Source organism: Streptomyces sp. NPDC059850 (assembly GCF_042731515.1).
Lineage (GTDB): Bacteria > Actinomycetota > Actinomycetes > Streptomycetales > Streptomycetaceae > Streptomyces.
This window is the reverse complement of the sequence record NZ_JBHWJI010000078.1, coordinates 1-18,137: the sequence shown is the minus strand read 5'-3', so window position 1 is coordinate 18,137 and position 18,137 is coordinate 1. Positions and strand designations below refer to the sequence as shown.

The following is an 18,137-nucleotide window of genomic DNA, read 5'->3' as shown; positions in this document are numbered from 1 at the left end:
CCCCCGAAATGTGCTGCTCGCCATTGCCCGGCCGGTCAGGCCCCGCGTAGCGTCGCGACACGTGCGTACGCCCCTCCCTCCGCTGCCCGGACTGCTGGCCTACGAGGCGACCGCGCGGCTCGGCAGCATCGCGGCGGCCGCCGATGAGCTGGGCCTGTCGGCTTCGGCGGTGAGCCAGCGCATCCGGGTGCTGGAGACGCGTCTGGGGATCGCCCTGTTCGAGCGCCAGGCACGCAGCATCCGGCTGACGCCGATGGGCCAGGCGTATCTGCCCACGGTCCGGGGCGCGTTCGACGATCTGTCGGCGGGCACCACCGGGCTGTTCGGCCAGGCGGCCGGGCGCGGGCGGCTGACCGTGCGGGTGCAGGTGTCGTACGCGATGACGTGGCTGGTGCCCCGCCTCCCGGCCTTCCACGACGACTACCCGCACATCGACCTGCGGGTGGTGACGGCGATCTGGGCCAACGAGGTCCCACCGCACGAGGTGGACCTGGAGATCCGTCACGGCAACGGCCGCTGGGCCGGGTTCACCGCCGATCTGCTGCACGAGGACCAGGCCGTGGTGGTCGGCTCCCCCGCCCATCTGGAGACGTACGGTCCGCTGACCGGGCCCGCCGACCTGGAGCAGCGGCCGCGGGTGCACGTCATCGGCTACGACGACCTGTGGCAGCGGCTGTTCCCGCACACGCCGCCGCCCTCGCGGGGCGCGGAGGCGACCATCACGCTCGACACCACGGTGGCCGCGACCCAGTTCGCCGCCGCCGGTCTGCACTGCGCCCTGGTCCCCGAGCGCTTCGCGCGCGCCGCCGTGCGCGAGGGGCGGCTGGTGATGCTCCACGACCGGCTGGTGCCGCTGCGTCAGTCGCACTATCTGCTGCAGCGGGAGGGCGAGGCCCATATGACGCCGGAGGGGCGCACGTTCGTGCAGTGGCTGATCCGCCAGGACATCGAGGACCCGCCGCTCCAGCCGGGTGTCTAGCACGTTCTAGCGGCGCTGCGGGGCCGGACCCGTCGTGGCGCGCTCCACCAGGTACGGCGCGAAGACGTGCTCGGCCGCCTCCCGGCCCGCGACCTGGTCCAGCGCCCCGTTCACCGCGGCCTCCGCGAGCCGGGCCGCGTCCTGCGAGACCGTGGTCATCCGTACGTGCGGGAACTTGGCCAGCCGCGAGTCGTCGTACCCGACCACCGAGATCTCCCCGGGGACCGCGCGGCCCTCCCGGCCGAGCACGTCCAGCACGCCCGTGGCGCAGCGGTCGTTGAACGCGACGACGGCCGTGGGCGGGGTCTCGCGGGCCAGCAGATAGCGCATGCCCTCCGCCCCCGCGGTCTCGGTGAGCCCGCCGGTCAGCACCTCGGCCGAGTCCTGGAGCCCGTGCCGCCCCATGGCCTCCAGGAAGCCGAGCCGCCGGTCGGAGCTTCCGGGGGCGCCCGCCCCGTCGATGTGCGCGATGCGGCGGTGGCCGAGGGCGGCGAGGTGGTCGACGGCGAGCGCGACTCCCGCGTGGTCGTCGCCGCGTACGGCGCCCACGCCCGGTACGTCGGAGTGGCGGGCGACCAGCAGCGTCGGCAGTCGGCGGGCCAGCCGGGTCAGCTCGTCCGCGCCGAGGCGGCTGCCCAGCAGGATGGCCGCCTCGCAGCGCTCCCGCAGCAGGGCGGCCACGGCGGTGGTCTCGTCGCGGCTGGGCGCCACGGCGCTGAGCGTCACGTCGTAGCCGCGCCGGGACGCGGCGGCGTAGATCTGCTCCACGAGGTCGCCGTGGAAGGGCTGCTGGAGTTCGAAGGTGACGCCGAGCAGCCGTGAACTGCTCTGGCGCAGCTTGCGGGCGCGCTGGTCGGGGACGTACCCCATCTCGTCGGCGATCTTCAGCACGCGCTTGCGGGTGGCGTCGCTGGCTCCCGGGACGCCGCGCATCACGATGGAGACCAGCGCGGTGGAGATACCGGCGGCCCGCGCCACATCGGCCATGGTCGGCCGCGCGCCGCCCGCCTCCTCGGTCACTCCCGTTTCACCCCTGCCCTGCCGAAACGCCGTCCTGGTCGGCTCGCCTGTCGAGCATATCGATCTCTTGACCGGCTCCCCGTTCGCGCTCTACGGTCCCTGCACAACTAGAACGTGCTAGTTCCTTCATCCTACGCGCCCCAGGGGAGAAACCCACATGACGACCGCCGTCACCGACACCGTGCGGCTGGCCACGATCGGCGCGGGCCGCATCGGCGCCAACCACGCCGAGATCGTGGCCCGCCACGTACCCGGCGCCGCCCTGGCCGCCGTCGCCGATCCGGTGCCCGGCGCCGCGGAACGCCTCGCGGCCTCCCTGGGCGCCCCGTTCGCCACCACAGAGCCCGCCGCCGTCCTCGGCCGGGACGACATCGACGGGGTGCTGATCACCGCCCCCGCCCGGGCGCACACCGACCTGGTCGTGGCGGCGGCCGCCGCCGGGAAGCACGTCTTCGTCGAGAAGCCGATGGCCGTGACCCTGGCCGACGCCGACCGCGCCATCGCCGCCGCGCGGGACGCGGGCGTCGTCCTGCAGGTGGGGTTCAACCGCCGGTTCGCCCCCGGCTTCGCCGCCGCCCGCGACGCGGTCGACGACGGCCGTACCGGCACCCCGCAGCTGCTGCGCTCCCTCACCCGCGACCCGGGCCCGTTCACCGCCGACCCGGCCCGTATCCCGCAGTGGACGATCTTCCTCGAAACCCTCATCCACGACTTCGACACCCTGTGCTGGCTCAACCCCGGCGCCGCCCCCGTCCGCGTCCACGCCACCGCCGACGCCCTGATCCGCCCCGACGCCAGGGACGACGGACACCTCGACACCGCCGTGGTGACGATCCGCTTCGACAACGGCGCCATCGCCACCGCCGAGGCGTCCTTCTCCGCCCTCTACGGCTACGACGTACGCGCCGAGGTCTTCGGCTCGGGCGGCATGGCCACCGCCGGAAGCGGCCGCAGCAGCGACATGACCTACTACGGCCCCGACGGCCTGCACGCCGACACCGCCCGCCGCGATACGGACCTGCTGCGCTCGGCCTACACCGCCGAACTGACCGCCTTCGCCGACGCGGTCCGCCACGGCACGCCCCCGCCCGTCACCGGCCACGACGCCCGCCGCGCGCTCTCCATCGCCCTGGCCGCCATCCGCAGCGTCGAGACCGCGGCCCCGGTCGACCTCGCCGAGGTGACCGCATGACCCCCTTCACCCTCGCCGCCAGCGCCGAAATGCTCTACCTCGACCTGCCGTTCACCGAACGGGTCCGCCGGATCGCCGACCAGGGCTTCCAGGTCGAGATCTGGGACTGGTCCACCAAGGACATCGACGCCCTCGCCGCCACCGGCGCCGCGTTCTCCTCCATGACCGGCTACCTGACCGGCGACCTCACGACCCCCGACGGCACAGACGCCCTCCTCACCTCGGCCCACACGTCCCTTGAGGTCGCCGACCGCCTGAACTGCCCCCGCCTCAACCTCCATGGCACCGGCCTGAACCCCCAAGGCCTCCCCGTCCACCCCGTCGACACCGTCACCCCCACCATGTGGCTGACCGCCGCCGACACCCTCCGCCGCGTGGCCGAACTCGGCGCGGCGGCCGACCGCGTCTTCACCCTCGAAAACCTCAACCTGGCCGTCGACCACCCGGGCACCCCCTTCGCCCGCGCCGCCGACACCCTCGCCCTGGTCCGCGCCACCGACAGCCCCCACCTGCGGATGAACCTGGACCTCTACCACGCCCAGATCGGCGAGGGAAACCTCATCGACCTCCTCGGCCAGGCCCTCCCCTACACAGCCGAGATCCAGGTAGCCGACGTCCCCGGCCGCTGCGAACCAGGCACCGGCGAAATCCACTACCCCGCCATAGCCACCGCCCTCCAAAACCTCGGCTACACCGGCGTAGTAGCCCTGGAATCCTGGGCCCGCGACTCCCCCGACACCGCCCTGGCCGCCTTCCGCACCGCCTTCACGCCGTCGTGTGGCTCAGATCACGGGAACGCCTGGCACCCTGCGGAGAGGCAGGGGTGTGAGGTGTAAACGACATGACTGAGGGCCTGCGCGAGCGGATACGGGCGGGGGACCGCGAGGCGTTCGCGGAGTTGTACGCGGAGCATGCGCGGAGCGTCTACAACCATGCCTTCCGGCTGACCGGCAACTGGTCGGTGGCGGAGGAGGTGATGGGGGATACGTTCCTCGACGCCTGGCGCGGGCGGAAGCAACTGGAGCCGGGCGACGGCACGTTGAAGCCGTGGTTGCTGGGCGTGGCGACGAACAAGGCGCGGAACGCCAATCGGGGCATCGGCCGGAGGCTGGCGTTTCTGGCCCGGCGTCCCGCGCCCGCCCCGGTGGCGGACTTCGCGGACGAGGCGGCGGGCCGGATCGACGACGCGCGCCAACTGGCCGCCGTACAAGCGGTGTACGGCCGTCTGCGGCGCGGCGAGCAGGAGGTGCTGGCGCTGTGCGTGTGGTCCGGGCTGGACTACGCGCAGGCGGCCGAGGCGATGGGGATTCCGGTGGGGACGGTGCGCTCCCGGCTGTCCCGGGCCCGCACCCGGCTGCGCAAGCTCGCCGAACAGCGGCTCGCGGAGGAAAAGAAGGAACCGCCGCGGCATCGCGGAGAGGTACAGCACGAGGCCGCGATCGCGGCCCTGCCGTTTCAGGAGTTTCAGGAGGACCCCCGATGAGGCCCGACCGCGAGGACGCCGCGTACGAGGAACTTGCCCGGTTGCTGCCTCCGGTCCCGGCCGAGCGGGACGTCCCCTCCGCTCCGTACCTCCACCACAAGGACCGTTTGATGCAGCTCATCGATGACGATCAGAAGACCGCCGCCCCGAAGGCCCGGCCGCGGCTGCTGCGCCCGGCCGTGCTGATGCCCGCCGCGGGGCTGGCGCTGGCCGGGGCGCTGGCCGTCACGTTCACCGGGGGCGGCGGTGCGTCCGGCGACGCCACCGCCCAGCCCCGCGAGACCGCCACCGTCCTGCTCGACCGGCTCGCGGGGACCGCGGCGAAGTCGGACGTCCAGCCGGTGCGCCAGGATCAGTTCGTCTACATCAAGAGCGTCGGGGCCGGGGCCGAGATGGAGGAGAACGGCGCCTCCAAGCTGGATCCGCAGGACGAGCGCGAGACCTGGAAGTCGCAGCAGGTGAAGCGAATCGACAAGACCGGCGAGTACCACGACGGCGAGGGCTACTCCTCGATATACGAACTGGGCGGGTCTCCGGCGGGCATCGACCGCCCCACGTACCAGTGGCTGGCGGCCCTGCCGACCGACCCGGACGTCCTGCTCAAGGAGCTGTACCGGATGACCGAGGTGGACGACGGCCAGGAGAAGGCGCAGGCCGTCTTCGAGCAGATCGGTCGGTTGCTGGGCGACGTGATGCCGCCGGAGAACGCCGCCGCGCTGTACAAGGCCGTCGCGAAGATCCCCGGGGTCACGCGGCAGGAGGACGCGGTGGACGCGGCGGGCCGCCACGGGTTCGGCATCGCCCGCGTCGACAAGCGGACGTGGGTCGCGAACGAGTGGATCTTCGACCGGGACAGCCTCGCCTACCTCGGTGAGCGCGAATACCGGACGAAGGACTTCGCGGCGGGCAAGAAGGGGGACGTCCTCTCGGAGTACGCCCTTCTGAAGCACGGGATCGTCGACCACTACCGCGAGCGGCCGTGACGTCTTGAAAGGCCGACGCGGCGGGGGATCACCATCCGGTGGTCCCCCGCCGCGTTACGTACGGCCTCAGCGGACCGGGTGCCCCGCGTCCCGCAGCGCGCCCTTGACCTCGCCGATGCGCAGGTCGCCGAAGTGGAAGACGGAGGCGGCCAGCACCGCGTCCGCGCCCGCCGCCACCGCCGGGGCGAAGTGGTCGAGCTTGCCCGCGCCGCCGCTGGCGATGACGGGGATGGTGACGTGCTCGCGGACGGCTTCGATCATCGCGGTGTCGTAGCCGTCCTTGGTGCCGTCCGCGTCCATCGAGTTCAGCAGGATCTCCCCGGCGCCCAGCTCGGCCGCGCGGTGGGCCCATGCGACGGCGTCGAGGCCGGTGCCGCGGCGGCCGCCGTGGGTGGTGACCTCGTAGCCGGACTCCGTCACCGTCCCCTCGACACAGCGGCGGGCGTCCACCGACAGGACGAGGACCTGGCTGCCGAAGCGCTCGGCGATCTCGCGGATGAGGTCCGGGCGGGCGATGGCGGCGGTGTTGACGCCGACCTTGTCCGCCCCGGCGCGCAGCAGCTTGTCGACGTCCTCGGTGGTGCGGACGCCGCCGCCGACGGTCAGCGGGATGAAGACCTGCTCGGCGGTGCGGCGCACCACGTCGTAGGTGGTCTCGCGGTCGCCGGAGGAGGCGGTGATGTCGAGGAAGGTCAGCTCGTCGGCGCCCTCCTGGCCGTAGATCCGGGCCATCTCGACGGGGTCACCGGCGTCCCGCAGGTTCTGGAAGTTGACGCCCTTGACGACCCGGCCGTTGTCCACGTCCAGGCAGGGGATGACTCGGACCGCCAGGGTCATGATGCTCGGGCTCCTCGGAATGCTTCCAGTTCGACTTCCACCAGCACGCGCGAGTCGACGAAGCCGGACACCACGACGAGGGTCGCGGCAGGGCGTACGGCGTCGAAGATCTCCTTGTGGGCGCGGCCCACCGCGTCCACGTCGCGCGCGTGGGTGAGGTACATGCGGGTGCGGACGACCGATTCGGCGCCGAGGCCGAACTCCTTCAGCGCGTCGAGGGCGTGCCGGAAGGCGGCGTGCGTCTGCTCGTACGGGTCGCCCTCGCCCTCCAGTACGCCGTGCTCCGCGAGCGGCATGGTCCCGGAGACGACCACCAGGTCCCCGGCCTCGACGGCACGGGCGAAGCCGATGCTTTCTTCCCAGGGGCTGCCGGTCTGCGCGCGCCGCGGGGTCTTCCCGGCGGGGCTTTCGGGTGGGGTCATGCGGATACCGCCTCCAACGCCTCTTCCAAAGTGAACGCCTTGGCGTAGAGCGCCTTGCCCACGATGGCGCCCTCGACACCTTCCGGTACCAGGGTCGCAAGGGCGCGCAGGTCATCGAGCGAGGAAACGCCGCCGGAGGCGACGACGGGCTTGTCGGTGGCGGCGCAGACGTTACGCAGCAGCTCCAGGTTGGGGCCCTGGAGGGTGCCGTCCTTGGCGATGTCGGTGACGACGTAGCGGGCGCAGCCCTCGGAGTCGAGGCGGGCGAGGGTTTCGTACAGGTCGCCGCCGTCGCGGGTCCAGCCACGGCCGCGCAGGGTGGTGCCGCGGACGTCGAGGCCGACGGCGATCTTGTCGCCGTGCTCGGCGATGACCTTGGCGACCCACTCGGGGGTCTCCAGGGCGGCGGTGCCGAGGTTGACGCGGGTGCAGCCGGTGGCGAGGGCGGCGGTGAGCGAGGCGTCGTCGCGGATGCCGCCGGACAGCTCGACCTTGAGGTCCATGGCGCGGGCGACCTGGGCGATCTGCTCGCGGTTGTCGCCGGTGCCGAAGGCGGCGTCGAGGTCCACCAGGTGCAGCCACTCGGCCCCGGCCCGCTGCCAGGCGAGGGCGGCCTCCATCGGGTCGCCGTACGACGTCTCGGAGCCGGACTCGCCATGGACCAGGCGGACGGCCTGGCCGTCGCGGACGTCGACGGCGGGGAGGAGTTCGAGGCGGTGCGTTGGCATGCGGGAACCTTACGGTGCGTACGGGACGGGCGGGTGCGGGCGGGGCGGGCCGGTCGGAGCGTGTTGAGCCGGAGCGCGTCGAGTCAGAGCGTGTCGAGCCAGTTGCGCAGCAGGCGGGCCCCGGCGTCGCCGGACTTCTCGGGGTGGAACTGGGTGGCCCACAGCGGGCCGTTCTCCACGGCGGCCACGAACGGCTCGCCGTGGGTCGTCCAGCTGACCTTCGGGCCGGGCATGTGCGGGTTGCCGACCTCCAGCTCCCAGGTGCGGACGGCGTAGGAGTGCACGAAGTAGTAGCGCTCCTCCTTGTCCAGGCCCGCGAAGAGCTGCGAGTCGCCGGGCGCGGTGACCGTGTTCCAGCCCATGTGGGGGACGACGGGGGCGCGCAGCGGTTCGACGGTGCCGGGCCATTCGTCCAGGCCCTCGGCCTCGACGCCGTGCTCGATGCCCCGGCCGAAGAGGATCTGCATGCCGACGCAGATGCCCATGACGGGGCGGGACCCGGCCAGCCGACGCCCCACGATCCAGTCGCCGCGCGCCTCGCGCAGCCCCTTGATGCAGGCGTCGAAGGCGCCGACGCCGGGGACGAGGAGGCCGTCGGCGGCCATGGCCTTGTCGTAGTCGCGGCTGATCTCGACGTCCGCTCCGGCGTGGGCGAGGGCCCGTTCGGCGGAGCGGACGTTACCGAAGCCGTAGTCGAAGACGATGACCTTCTTGTCAGCGGAGCGGCTCAATTCCAGACCTCCAGCCGCAGGACCCCGGCGAGCAGCGCCATCCCGGCACCCACTCCCAGCAGCACGATCACGCCCTTGGGCAGCCCCTGTTTGGCGAAGGAGATGACTCCGCCGAGAAGGAACAGCCCGAGCAGGATGAAAGCGGTCGACAGGCCGTTCATTCAGAGGGCGCCCTTCGTGGAGGGGAGGATTCCGGCGGCGCGCGGGTCACGCTCGCTCGCGTACCGCAGCGCCCGGGCGAGCGCCTTGAACTGGCACTCCACGATGTGGTGGGCGTTGCGCCCGTACGGGACGTGGACGTGCAGGGCGATCTGCGCCTGGGCCACGAAGGACTCCAGGATGTGCCGCGTCATCGTGGTGTCGTAGGAGCCGATCATCGGCGCGATGTTCTCCGGCTCGGTGTGCACGAGGTACGGGCGGCCGGAGAGGTCGACGGTCACCTGTGCGAGGGACTCGTCCAGCGGCACGGTGCAGTTGCCGAAGCGGTAGATGCCCATCTTGTCGCCGAGCGCCTGCTTGAACGCGGCACCCAGCGCGAGGGCGGTGTCCTCGATGGTGTGGTGGGTGTCGATGTGCAGGTCGCCCTCGGTCTTGACCGTGAGGTCGAAGAGGCCGTGGCGGCCGAGCTGGTCGAGCATGTGGTCGTAGAAGCCGACACCCGTCGACACATCGACCTGGCCGGTGCCGTCGAGGTCGATCTCGACGACGACCGAGGTCTCCTTGGTCGTGCGCTCCACGCGTCCCACGCGGGTCATGCGCTTCTCTCCTTCATCAGCTCGCGAACCGCGTCGAGGAACGCGTCGTTCTCGGTGGGGGTGCCCGCGGTGACCCGCAGTCGGCCCGGTACGCCGTTGTCCCGGACCAGGACGCCGTGGTCCAGCAGGGTCTGCCAGGCCGCGTGGGCGTCCTCGAAGCGTCCGAACTGGACGAAATTGGCGTCCGAGTCGGTCACGTCGCATCCCATGGCGCGCAGCTCCCGCACCAGCCGGTCGCGCTCGGTCTTGAGCGCGTCGACGTACCCGAGGAGCGTATCGGTGTGCTCCAGGGCGGCCAGCGCGGTGGCCTGGGTGACGGCGGACAGGTGGTACGGCAGCCGCACCAGCTGGACGGCGTCGACCACGGCGGGGTCGGCGGCGAGGTAGCCGAGCCGCAGCCCGGCGGCGCCGAACGCCTTGGACATCGTCCGGGAGAGCACCATGTGCGGCCGGCCCTCGATGAGCGGCAGCAGCGACGGGCGGTGGCTGAACTCGGCGTACGCCTCGTCCACCACCACCAGCGACGGCTTCGCGGCCTGCGCCGCCTCGTACAGGGCGAGCACCGTGTCGGCCTCGACGGCGGTGCCGGTCGGGTTGTTCGGCGAGGTGATGAAGACGACGTCGGGCTTGCGCTCGGCGATCACCTCGCGCGCGGCGTCGACATCGATGGTGAAGTCGTCGTTCCGCGGGCCGGAGATCCAGCCGGTGCCGGTGCCGCGCGAGATCAGCGCGTGCATCGAGTACGAGGGCTCGAAGCCGATCGCGGTGCGCCCGGGCCCGCCGAAGGTCTGCAGCAGCTGCTGCAGCACCTCGTTGGAGCCGTTGGCCGCCCACACCTGACCGGGCGCCACCGCGAGCCCCGCCGTACGGGTGAGGTAGCGGGCCAGCTCGGTGCGCAGCTCGACCGCGTCCCGGTCCGGGTAGCGGTTGAGCTGGCGGGCCGCCTCGGCGACCCGCTCGGTGATCCGCTCGACCAGCGCTTCGGGCAGCGGGTAAGGGTTCTCGTTGGTGTTCAGCCGTACGGGCACGTCCAGCTGCGGGGCGCCGTACGGGGTCTTGCCGCGCAGCTCGTCCCGGATGGGGAGATCGTCAATCCCGGTCACTTGCTCCCAGGTACCTTCCAGTCGAACCGTGCCTTCACCGCCGCGCCGTGCGCGGGCAGGTCCTCCGCGTCGGCGAGTGTCACCACATGGCCCGCGACCTCGGCCAGCGCCTCGCGGGTGTAGTCCACGACGTGGATGCCGCGCAGGAACGACTGCACCGACAGGCCGGAGGAGTGGCAGGCGCAGCCGCCGGTGGGCAGGACGTGGTTGGAGCCCGCCGCGTAGTCGCCGAGCGAGACCGGTGCGTACGCGCCGACGAAGATCGCCCCGGCGTTGCGCACCCGGGCCGCGACCGCCGCCGCGTCCTCGGTCTGGATCTCCAGGTGCTCGGCCGCGTACGCGTCGACCACCGCGAGGCCCTGGTCGAGGCCGTCGACCAGCACGATGCCGGACTGCCGCCCGGCCAGCGCCGGGCCGATCCGGTCCTCGACGTGCTTGGTGGCGGCGACCTGGACCTCCAGCTCCTTCTCGACCGCGGTGGCCAGCTCCTCGGAGTCGGTGACCAGCACCGAGGCGGCCAGCGGGTCGTGCTCGGCCTGGCTGATCAGGTCCGCGGCGACGTGCACCGGGTCGGCGGTGGCGTCGGCGAGGATCGCGATCTCGGTCGGCCCGGCCTCGGCGTCGATGCCGATCCGGCCCTTGAGCAGCCGCTTGGCGGCGGCGACCCAGATGTTGCCGGGCCCGGTGACCAGGGCGGCCGGACGGCACTCCTCGGTGCCGTACGCGAACATGGCGACCGCCTGGGCGCCGCCCGCCGCGTACACCTCGTCCACGCCGAGCAGCGCGCAGGCCGCCAGGATCGTGGGGTGCGGCAGTCCGTCGAACTCGGCCTGCGGCGGGGAGGCGACGGCCATCGAGGCGACCCCGGCCTCCTGCGCGGGCACCACGTTCATCACGACGGACGACGGATAGACGGACCGCCCGCCCGGTGCGTACAGCCCGACCCGCTCGACCGGCACCCAGCGCTCGGTGACCGTGCCGCCCGGCACGACCTGCGTGGTGTGGTCGGCGCGCCGCTGCTCGCGGTGGACCAGCCGGGCCCGCCGGATGGACTCCTCCAGGGCCGCGCGGACGGCCGGGTCCAGCTCCGCCAGGGCGCGGGTCAGCGCCTCGGCGGGCACCCGCACCCGCTCTATCGTCACGCCGTCGAAGCGATGCGCGTACTCGATCAGTGCAGCGGTGCCGCGATGGCGCACGTCGTCGCAGATGGGCCGCACCTTCTCCAGGGCGGCCTCGACGTCGAGCTCGGCACGGGGCAGCAAGTCGCGGTCGATCCCGCCTTCCGGGAAGGCGGCGCCGCGCAGATCGATACGGGAGATCACGCGATCAATTGTCTCAGACGCGTTCCGGCGCCCCGCCCCCCGTATCAGTGAGTGATACGGACCCCTTAAGTTGATCCTGACCGTTGGCGTTCAAGCGGTTACTCAGCGGGAATGTGGATCCGTACGGGGATACGGAGGACAGGAGGCACACGGCTGTGACCGAGCCACACGACGGCGATCCTCCCCCGGGGCTGGACCTGACCACCGCCGAGTGGGGCATGTGGCAGGCGTTCCGCAACGGCAGCACCCACGATCTGCGCACCTCCCACCCCCAGCGGAACGACCCCTCAGGACCGTACGCGTGGGGCCCGGAGCGCAGCGTGCGCGCCCGCGTCGTCGCCCTGCTGCTGCTCGACGGCCCGGCCGCCCAGCCGGGGCGGGTCGCGGCGCTCAAGCTCAACGGGGTGCACATCACCGGCACCCTCGACCTGGCCGGCGGCACCATCGACCCGTACGTGGAGCTGAAGAACTGCCGCTTCGAGCGGGAGATCCTGCTCCCCGAGTCGAACTTCACCACCCTCCGCCTGGTCGGCTGCTCCCTCCCCCGGCTGGAGGCGGCCCGGCTGAGCACCGAGGGCGATCTGCATCTGCCGCGCTGCGTGGTCGACCACGGCATCCGGCTCACCGACGCCCACATCGGCACCGATTTACTCCTGAACCAGCTGATCGTGCGCCGCGACCGCCGGGGCATGTCGATCACGGCCGACGGGCTGACCGTGGCGCAGGACTTCCAGGCCGACATGATCGAGTCGTACGGCGAGATCAGTCTGCGCGGCGCCCAGATCGGCGTGTCGCTCAGCCTGCGCGGCAGCCGCCTGCGCAATCCGTACGGGCGGCGGGCGCTGAACGCGCCGCAGCTGACCGTCGAGCGCAGCCTGTACCTCACCGCGGGCGGGCTGAGCACCTACTCCAGCGGTGGGACGCCGCCGTACGGCACCACCAGCACGCCGAGCCGCGGCACCCGCATCCAGCGCTTCGAATGCGAGGGCGGCATCCGGCTGGACGACGGGCGCATCGGCGACGCCATCGACTTCGACCAGGCCCGCTTCGTCATGGAGAACGACCAGGAGCTGTCGCTGCGCCGGGTGCAGACGCCCGAGCTGCGCTTCCTGGGCGAGCGGCCGCAGCGCGGCCGGGTGATCCTGTCCGGCGCCCGGGTGGTCAACCTGGTCGACAAGTCGGTCAGCTGGCCGGGCCCCGGCGGGCTGACCATGGCGGGCTTCTCCTACGAGAACCTGATCCCGCGCGGTCACTTCCCGCTGTCCCGGCGGCTGGAGTGGGTGGCCGCCGCGACCCCCGAGTACGCACCCGAGCCGTACGAGATGCTGGCCAACACGATGCGGGCCAGCGGCGAGGACGCCGACGCCCGCGAGGTGCTGCTCGCCAAGCAGCGGCGGCGCCGCGAGACGCTGCCGCTCGCCGCGAAGCTGTGGGGCTATCTGCAGGACTGGACCGTGGCCTACGGCTACCGGCCCGGCCGGGCGGCGGTGTGGATGGCGGTGCTGTGGGCGGTCGGCTCGGTGTTCTTCGCGCACAACAGACCGGACGCCATCAAACCCGGTGAGACCCCGTACTGGAACGCCTCGCTCTACGCGCTCGACCTGCTGATCCCGGTCATCAACCTGGGCATGGACGGCTACTGGAAACCGGCGGGCGCGGTCCAGTGGGCGTCGATCGTGATGATCCTGCTCGGCTGGGTACTGGCCACCGCCGTCGCGGCCGGTGCGTCCCGGCTGCTGCGCCGCCAGTGACCGGCCCAGGCCGCCGCCCGTGAAGAGACCCGCGCGCGGCCATTAGGCTTACGCCCCGTGACCTCCGCGCGCCTTCCGCTCTTTCCGCTGAACACGGTGTTGTTCCCGGGGCTCGTCATGCCCCTGAACGTCTTCGAACAGCGGTACCGCTCCCTGATGCGCGATCTTTCGGCGCTCCCCGAGGACGAACCGCGCCGGTTCGGGGTGATCGCCATCCGGGACGGCCACGAGGTCGCGCCCAGCGCGATCGGCCTCCCGGAGTCGGCGCCCGCGCCCGACCCCGGCCCGGCGGCGGGCTTCGGCCCGGACCCGGCCACCTCGTTCTACGGAGTGGGCTGTGTCGCGGACGCGGCCACCATCCGGGAGCAGGACGACGGCACCTTCGAGGTGCTGGCCACCGGCACCACCCGCTTCGAGCTGCTGTCCGTGGACGCCACGGGCCCCTATCTGGTGGGCGAGGTCAACGAGCTGGAGGAGGAGCCGGGCGACGGCGCCGGAGCGCTGGCCTCCGGGGTCGTACGGGCCTTCCGTACGTACCAGAAGCGGCTCGCGGGCGCCCGGGAGCGCACCCTCACCACCGAACAGGACCTGCCCGGCGAGCCCTCGGTGCTCTCCTATCTGGTCGCGGCGGCCGCGGTGCTCGACACCCCGGCCAAGCAGCGGCTGCTCCAGGCGCCCGATACGGCGTCCCGGCTGGCCGAGGAGCTGAAACTGCTGCGCGCCGAGAGCGCGGTCATCGGTAAGCTCCCGTCCCTGCCCGCCGTCGAACTCACCCGCCGCCCCACCAGCCCCAACTGACGCGAATTCACCCGTCTATGCCGAAGAAGACCAAGAAGAACTCCACCGGAACCGCCGGAACCCCCGCCACCACCGCCCTCACCGCGGCGGGCACGGCCTTCACCGTGCGCTCCTACGAGCACGACCCGGCCGCCCCCTCGTACGGCGAGGAGGCGGCGCGGGCGCTGGGCGTGGATCCGGGGCGGGTGTTCAAGACCCTCGTCGCGAGCGTCGACGACCGCCTCACGGTCGCGATCGTGCCCGTATCGGCCTCGCTCGACCTCAAGGCGCTCGCCGCTGCGGTCGGCGGCAAGCGCGCCACCATGGCGGACCCGGCGGCGGCCGAGCGCACCACGGGCTACGTGCGCGGCGGCATCTCCCCGCTCGGCCAGCGCAAGCGGCTGCCGACCGCGCTGGACGCCTCCGCCGACGGCCATGAGACGGTCTGCGTCTCGGCGGGCCGCCGGGGGCTTGAGGTCGAGCTGTCGCCGAAGGACCTGGCGGCGCTGACGGACGCGGTGGTCGCCCCGATCGCGCGGTTCGACACCTAGCTTCGATACCTAGCGGGGCGCTACGGCGCTATACCTGGGCCGAGGCCTGGTAGTACGACTCCGGCTCCTCGTCGCGCGGGCCGAACAGGCCGGTCAGGGTCAGGTGCACGACCATCGCGGCCACCGACCAGGCCAGCAGCCCGCCCTTCGCGTTCAGCTTCAGCGGCGCGTCGAACGTGACGCCCTTGCCGACCTGCCGGGCGTGCGCCACGACGTCCGTGGACGGTCCGAGCCAGATGCCAAGACGCCAGGCGATCACCGAGCCGAGGATGCCGCCGATGGCCAGCCCGATCACCAGGGCGACCCCGCCCCGGCGGCAGAACAGGAAGGTCAGCAGCGCCGAGACGAGGCCGAAGGCCAGCGCGGCCAGCACGAACACGCCGTCCGCGCCGATCGCGTCCTCGCCTTCCGTGTTCTTGAGGAAGACGGCCTTGCCGTCCGAGATCAGCGGCACCCGGGGCGCCAGCCACAGCCACACCAGCCCGAGCAGCACCCCCGCGACCGCCACCGCGATCGCCACCACGGAGGCCTGCACCATCTCGGTCCGCAGCTCCTCCCCCGGTTCGGAGTGCTCGGCGTGGTCGGCCTCCTCGGCGGGATACGGATCGAGGTGCCCCTGCGCGGCCGGTTCGCCCGGTGCGGGCTGCCCGTGCTCGGAGCCGTCGTGCGGCGAGGGCTGATCATGTGGCGTCAACGGTGCGGTCACTCCGTCATCGTGCCAGTTGGACGGCGTACTTCGGTCGGCGGGAGGTCTGCTGCGGCGCGTCACCGTACGGCGGCCCGACGATAGGCCCAGGTCGCCGCGGCGAGCGAGACCACGGCCACCCCCGCGCACACCCCGAGGTCGGCGCAGACCGCCAGCCAGTCGGGCTGTCCGCCGAAGGACCGGGCCAGGGCCTCCACACCGTACGTCGAGGGCAGCAGATCGCGCGCGTACGACACTACCTGCGGCATCCGGTCGGCGGGCAGCACCCCCAGCAGCAGCGCGGCCGACATCCCCAACTGCCCGCACAGCGTGGCCAGTTCCTGGCGCGGCGCGAGCAGTCCGAGGGCCGCGCCCAGCCCCGCGAGGGCGGCGCCGGAGAGCGGGATCACCGCCGCGAGTACCCACAAGTGGCCCATCGGCAGGTCGAACAGCGCACTGCCGACGACCGCGGTGACGGCCGTCCCGGGCACGGTGAAAGAGGCGTACGCGGCGGCCGCGCCCAGCACCACCGCAGCGGGCGGCACCGGCAGCGTCGCGTAGTGGTCGAGGCCGCCGCTCGCCCGGAGCTGGCCGAAGTACTGCGCGAGCAGGTTGAGCGCCACGAAGGCCACGACGAGCACGCTCGACCCGGCCACCACGGAGCGCGCCGCGGCGCCGCCCTCGTCCACCACGCCGCGCATCAGGACCATGATCCCGACGGACTGGAAGGTCGCCACGAACAGCAGCGGGATCCGGGCCACCCGCGCCCGCGACAGCTGCGCCCGGTAGACCGCGGCCAGCGCGGGCAGCAGCCGCGCGGAGGCCGCCAGCGGCGCCGGGTCCGCGAGCGGGGCGGGGACGCCGTCGACCGGCCGGGGCGCGACGGCACCGGCCTCCTGGGCCGGCGCACCGGCCTTCGGCATGCCGGGCATGGCCTGCGCGGGCACGACACTCACGTCTGCGCTGCTCCTCTTCCGTCTCCGTGCGGCTTCCGTCCGTCTGACCTACGACGTGTCCCTGGCTTGGTTACGGACCTGACCACGTCCGCGTTCACCGGGTGCCGCCCCCTCAAGCCGTACCGCATGCCGTCCCTCACGTCTTCACCAGCCCCTCCGCCCCGTCCGTACGGCCGCCCAGCGCCACGTACACGTCCTCCAGGCTCGGCGTGGCGAGGGTGAAGTCGTCCAGCGCGGCGAAGGCGGGCCCGCCGGTCACGGTGGCGATCGCGGCGCGCGCCGCGTCCGGGGCCAGCCGCAGCGTCCAGCGCCGCCCGGAGGCGTGCGCGGCGTCCCGCAGCGCGGCGACCCCGGGGATGTGCAGCGGCGCCTCGGCGCGCCACACCAGCTCGACCCGCACCTCGTCCGCGACCATCGCCTTGAGCCCGGCGGGGGTGTCGCAGGCGATGACCCGGCCCCGGTCGAGGACCGCGACCCGGTCGAGGACGGTCTCGGCCTCGATGACGTTGTGCGTGACGAGCAGCACGGTCACCCCGCGCTCGGCCCGCCGCCGGTCCACGGCGGCCCAGACGGCGCGCCGCGCCACCGGGTCCATCCCGGTGGTCGGCTCGTCCAGCACCAGCAGCGGCCGCTCCCCCACCAGGGCGGCGGCGACGCAGGCCAGCCGGCGCTGACCGCCGGAGAGCTTCTTCAGCGGCCGCCCGGCGATCTGGGTGAGCCCCAGCTCCTCCAGCACCGCGTCCCGCTCGGCGCGGGCCGCGCGCACGTCCAGCCCGCGCAGCCGCGCGGTGGTCTCGGCGGCGAGCGCGACGGTCAGCTCGTCCAGCGCGGTGGAGTCCTGGCCCAGGTAGCCGAGGAGGCGGGAGGCGCGCTCGGGATGGCGTACGAGGTCGTGGCCGAGCACCCGGACCTGGCCCTCGTCGGGCCGCAGCAGTCCGGTGAGCTGGCGCACCAGGGTCGACTTCCCGGCGCCGTTGGGCCCGAGCAGCCCGAACACCTCACCGCGCACCACGTCCAGGTCGATGCCGTCGCTGGCCCGCACGGCGGGTGTGGCGGGCGCACCGCGGCGGCCACGCGCCGCCGGGTAGGTCTTGACCAGGCCGCGCACGGTGCACACCACATCGCCTGTCGTCGCCTGTTTCGCGCCCGTCCTCACGAGCTATGAGGGTACGCGCCCAAACACCCGCGCCCGTCCTCGGGGGCCCGGGATACCGGGCCTACTCCCCCGCCGGGGCGTGCTCGGCGGCGGTGCGGAGGTCGATCTCGCGCCAGAACCCGGCCCGGATCGCGTAGCGGTCGTGCTCGTCGATCTGGTCGTCCTTGTGGGCGAGCAGACCGAAGCGGGCGGCGTAGCGCAGCAGCTCACCGTCGATGCGGTGCGGGATGCGCGGGTACTCCGTCGACAGCTGGTGGAGGTGGGCGGGCTCGGAGAGCCGCTCGATCCAGCGGCGGGCGAAGACCTGGCCGACCTCGAACGGGTCGCCGCTGACGGCGGTGATGTCCTCCTCGCGGTCGGCCCAGCGCTGCTCGGCGCTGGTGAGCTGGGCCAGCATGGGCAGATTGGCGGTCTCCGGCGGCTCGCCCACCCCGGAGCCCGGGCCCCGGTCGACCCAGCCCTTGTCGGAGGACCAGCGGAGGGTGGCGCTGGGCGCCGGGTGCTGCGCGGACGGGCCACCTGCCGCGGGCCCACGGCCCAGGCCCGCGAGGTCCTTCGGGGTGGGCACGCCCTTGGCCCCGCCCCCGGTCGTGGTGTCCGGCGCGGCGGCGGGGGCCGGGCCGGGCGTGGCTCTGTCGTCCGCTCCGGCCGTGGCGGGGGCGGCGCCGGGGGCGCCCGCGGCGGGCCGCGCCGCGCCGTTGCGCCC

20 protein-coding genes and 1 pseudogene are annotated in these 18,137 nt (G+C 73.0%); 8 read left to right on the top strand and 13 right to left on the bottom strand.

Annotation, left to right across the window (positions count from 1 at the left end; all coding sequences use genetic code 11):
* Window positions 1-61: 61 nt before the first annotated feature.
* Window positions 62-979 (top strand): LysR substrate-binding domain-containing protein, encoded by a 918-nt coding sequence (locus ACFV9T_RS38670; protein ID WP_385447451.1) that lies wholly within the window; start codon window positions 62-64, stop codon window positions 977-979.
* Window positions 980-985: 6 nt separating this feature from the next.
* On the opposite strand, the gene ACFV9T_RS38665 is transcribed toward ACFV9T_RS38670, so the two are convergent.
* Window positions 986-1,999 (bottom strand): LacI family DNA-binding transcriptional regulator, encoded by a 1,014-nt coding sequence (locus ACFV9T_RS38665; RefSeq protein ID WP_385447449.1) that lies wholly within the window; start codon window positions 1,997-1,999, stop codon window positions 986-988.
* 157 nt (window positions 2,000-2,156) lie between these two features.
* Here ACFV9T_RS38665 and ACFV9T_RS38660 point away from each other — a divergent pair, with 157 nt between their 5' ends.
* Genes ACFV9T_RS38660 through ACFV9T_RS38645 form a run of 4 tightly spaced genes read left to right on the top strand, consistent with a single transcriptional unit; the run spans window position 2,157 to window position 5,657 of the window.
* Window positions 2,157-3,191: a Gfo/Idh/MocA family oxidoreductase gene (locus ACFV9T_RS38660; protein WP_385447447.1), complete on the top strand. Its 1,035-nt coding sequence runs from the start codon at window positions 2,157-2,159 to the stop codon at window positions 3,189-3,191.
* Window positions 3,188-4,027, top strand: a complete 840-nt coding sequence (locus ACFV9T_RS38655; RefSeq protein WP_385447445.1) for a TIM barrel protein — start codon at window positions 3,188-3,190, stop codon at window positions 4,025-4,027. The genes ACFV9T_RS38660 and ACFV9T_RS38655 overlap by 4 nt, the downstream gene beginning before the upstream one ends.
* 5 nt (window positions 4,028-4,032) lie before the next feature.
* Window positions 4,033-4,674 carry an RNA polymerase sigma factor gene (locus tag ACFV9T_RS38650; protein WP_385447443.1) on the top strand — a complete coding sequence of 214 codons (642 nt, stop codon included), beginning with the start codon at window positions 4,033-4,035 and terminating at the stop codon, window positions 4,672-4,674.
* Window positions 4,671-5,657: a CU044_5270 family protein gene (locus tag ACFV9T_RS38645; RefSeq protein ID WP_385447442.1), complete on the top strand. Its 987-nt coding sequence runs from the start codon at window positions 4,671-4,673 to the stop codon at window positions 5,655-5,657. Before ACFV9T_RS38650 ends, ACFV9T_RS38645 begins: the two co-directional genes overlap by 4 nt.
* Window positions 5,658-5,723: 66 nt before the next feature.
* On the opposite strand, the gene hisF is transcribed toward ACFV9T_RS38645, so the two are convergent.
* The 8 genes from hisF to hisD all read right to left on the bottom strand — a co-directional run bounded on the left by hisF (window position 5,724) and on the right by hisD (window position 11,555).
* Window positions 5,724-6,494 (bottom strand): imidazole glycerol phosphate synthase subunit HisF, encoded by a 771-nt coding sequence (gene hisF, locus ACFV9T_RS38640; RefSeq protein WP_385447441.1) that lies wholly within the window; start codon window positions 6,492-6,494, stop codon window positions 5,724-5,726.
* The gene (locus tag ACFV9T_RS38635) at window positions 6,491-6,916 is read right to left on the bottom strand and encodes a RidA family protein (protein WP_385447439.1); all 426 of its coding nucleotides are present in this window, start codon (window positions 6,914-6,916) and stop codon (window positions 6,491-6,493) included. The genes hisF and ACFV9T_RS38635 overlap by 4 nt, the downstream gene beginning before the upstream one ends.
* Complete coding sequence (gene priA, locus ACFV9T_RS38630) at window positions 6,913-7,644, bottom strand: bifunctional 1-(5-phosphoribosyl)-5-((5-phosphoribosylamino)methylideneamino)imidazole-4-carboxamide isomerase/phosphoribosylanthranilate isomerase PriA (protein ID WP_009718700.1); 732 nt, start codon at window positions 7,642-7,644, stop codon at window positions 6,913-6,915. The genes ACFV9T_RS38635 and priA overlap by 4 nt, the downstream gene beginning before the upstream one ends.
* An 83-nt stretch (window positions 7,645-7,727) precedes the next feature.
* On the bottom strand, window positions 7,728-8,375 hold the full coding sequence (gene hisH, locus ACFV9T_RS38625) for an imidazole glycerol phosphate synthase subunit HisH (protein WP_385447437.1): 648 nt from the start codon (window positions 8,373-8,375) through the stop codon (window positions 7,728-7,730).
* On the bottom strand, window positions 8,372-8,536 hold the full coding sequence (locus ACFV9T_RS38620; RefSeq protein ID WP_385447435.1) for a hypothetical protein: 165 nt from the start codon (window positions 8,534-8,536) through the stop codon (window positions 8,372-8,374). The genes hisH and ACFV9T_RS38620 overlap by 4 nt, the downstream gene beginning before the upstream one ends.
* Window positions 8,537-9,130, bottom strand: a complete 594-nt coding sequence (gene hisB, locus ACFV9T_RS38615; RefSeq protein ID WP_385447433.1) for an imidazoleglycerol-phosphate dehydratase HisB — start codon at window positions 9,128-9,130, stop codon at window positions 8,537-8,539.
* Entirely contained in the window at window positions 9,127-10,233 is a 1,107-nt protein-coding gene (locus ACFV9T_RS38610; protein WP_385447432.1) for a histidinol-phosphate transaminase, read from the bottom strand. Before ACFV9T_RS38610 ends, hisB begins: the two co-directional genes overlap by 4 nt.
* Complete coding sequence (gene hisD, locus ACFV9T_RS38605) at window positions 10,230-11,555, bottom strand: histidinol dehydrogenase (RefSeq protein WP_385447430.1); 1,326 nt, start codon at window positions 11,553-11,555, stop codon at window positions 10,230-10,232. Before hisD ends, ACFV9T_RS38610 begins: the two co-directional genes overlap by 4 nt.
* 155 nt (window positions 11,556-11,710) lie before the next feature.
* Here hisD and ACFV9T_RS38600 point away from each other — a divergent pair, with 155 nt between their 5' ends.
* Genes ACFV9T_RS38600 through ybaK form a run of 3 tightly spaced genes read left to right on the top strand, consistent with a single transcriptional unit; the run spans window position 11,711 to window position 14,634 of the window.
* On the top strand, window positions 11,711-13,306 hold the full coding sequence (locus ACFV9T_RS38600) for an oxidoreductase (protein WP_385447429.1): 1,596 nt from the start codon (window positions 11,711-11,713) through the stop codon (window positions 13,304-13,306).
* A 57-nt stretch (window positions 13,307-13,363) separates the two neighbouring features.
* Window positions 13,364-14,104, top strand: coding sequence for an LON peptidase substrate-binding domain-containing protein (locus ACFV9T_RS38595; RefSeq protein ID WP_385447428.1), 741 nt, complete (start codon window positions 13,364-13,366; stop codon window positions 14,102-14,104).
* 17 nt (window positions 14,105-14,121) lie between these two features.
* A complete protein-coding gene (gene ybaK / locus ACFV9T_RS38590; protein ID WP_385447426.1) occupies window positions 14,122-14,634 on the top strand; it encodes a Cys-tRNA(Pro) deacylase in 513 nt (170 codons plus the stop codon).
* Window positions 14,635-14,662: 28 nt separating this feature from the next.
* On the opposite strand, the gene ACFV9T_RS38585 is transcribed toward ybaK, so the two are convergent.
* From ACFV9T_RS38585 to ACFV9T_RS38570, 4 genes and pseudogenes are all read right to left on the bottom strand, one after another.
* Window positions 14,663-15,340, bottom strand: a complete 678-nt coding sequence (locus ACFV9T_RS38585; RefSeq protein ID WP_385447424.1) for an ABC transporter permease — start codon at window positions 15,338-15,340, stop codon at window positions 14,663-14,665.
* A gap of 59 nt (window positions 15,341-15,399) precedes the next feature.
* Entirely contained in the window at window positions 15,400-16,251 is an 852-nt protein-coding gene (locus ACFV9T_RS38580) for an ABC transporter permease (protein ID WP_385447488.1), read from the bottom strand.
* A 160-nt stretch (window positions 16,252-16,411) separates the two neighbouring features.
* On the bottom strand, window positions 16,412-17,431 hold the full coding sequence (locus ACFV9T_RS38575; RefSeq protein WP_385447422.1) for an ABC transporter ATP-binding protein: 1,020 nt from the start codon (window positions 17,429-17,431) through the stop codon (window positions 16,412-16,414).
* A gap of 61 nt (window positions 17,432-17,492) precedes the next feature.
* A pseudogene (locus tag ACFV9T_RS38570) lies at window positions 17,493-18,137 on the bottom strand (NYN domain-containing protein); the annotation flags it as partial.

Bases quoted from the DNA above. Each gene is read 5' to 3' on its own strand.
- ACFV9T_RS38660 (WP_385447447.1), top strand. From the start codon at position 2,157: ATGACGACCGCCGTCACCGACACCGTGCGGCTGGCCACGATCGGCGCG.
- ACFV9T_RS38655 (WP_385447445.1), top strand. From the start codon at position 3,188: ATGACCCCCTTCACCCTCGCCGCCAGCGCCGAAATGCTCTACCTCGAC.
- ACFV9T_RS38650 (WP_385447443.1), top strand. From the start codon at position 4,033: ATGACTGAGGGCCTGCGCGAGCGGATACGGGCGGGGGACCGCGAGGCG.
- ACFV9T_RS38645 (WP_385447442.1), top strand. From the start codon at position 4,671: ATGAGGCCCGACCGCGAGGACGCCGCGTACGAGGAACTTGCCCGGTTG.
- hisF (WP_385447441.1), bottom strand. From the start codon at position 6,494: ATGACCCTGGCGGTCCGAGTCATCCCCTGCCTGGACGTGGACAACGGC.
- ACFV9T_RS38635 (WP_385447439.1), bottom strand. From the start codon at position 6,916: ATGACCCCACCCGAAAGCCCCGCCGGGAAGACCCCGCGGCGCGCGCAG.
- priA (WP_009718700.1), bottom strand. From the start codon at position 7,644: ATGCCAACGCACCGCCTCGAACTCCTCCCCGCCGTCGACGTCCGCGAC.
- ACFV9T_RS38620 (WP_385447435.1), bottom strand. From the start codon at position 8,536: ATGAACGGCCTGTCGACCGCTTTCATCCTGCTCGGGCTGTTCCTTCTC.
- hisB (WP_385447433.1), bottom strand. From the start codon at position 9,130: ATGACCCGCGTGGGACGCGTGGAGCGCACGACCAAGGAGACCTCGGTC.
- ybaK (WP_385447426.1), top strand. From the start codon at position 14,122: ATGCCGAAGAAGACCAAGAAGAACTCCACCGGAACCGCCGGAACCCCC.
- ACFV9T_RS38580 (WP_385447488.1), bottom strand. From the start codon at position 16,251: ATGCCCGGCATGCCGAAGGCCGGTGCGCCGGCCCAGGAGGCCGGTGCC.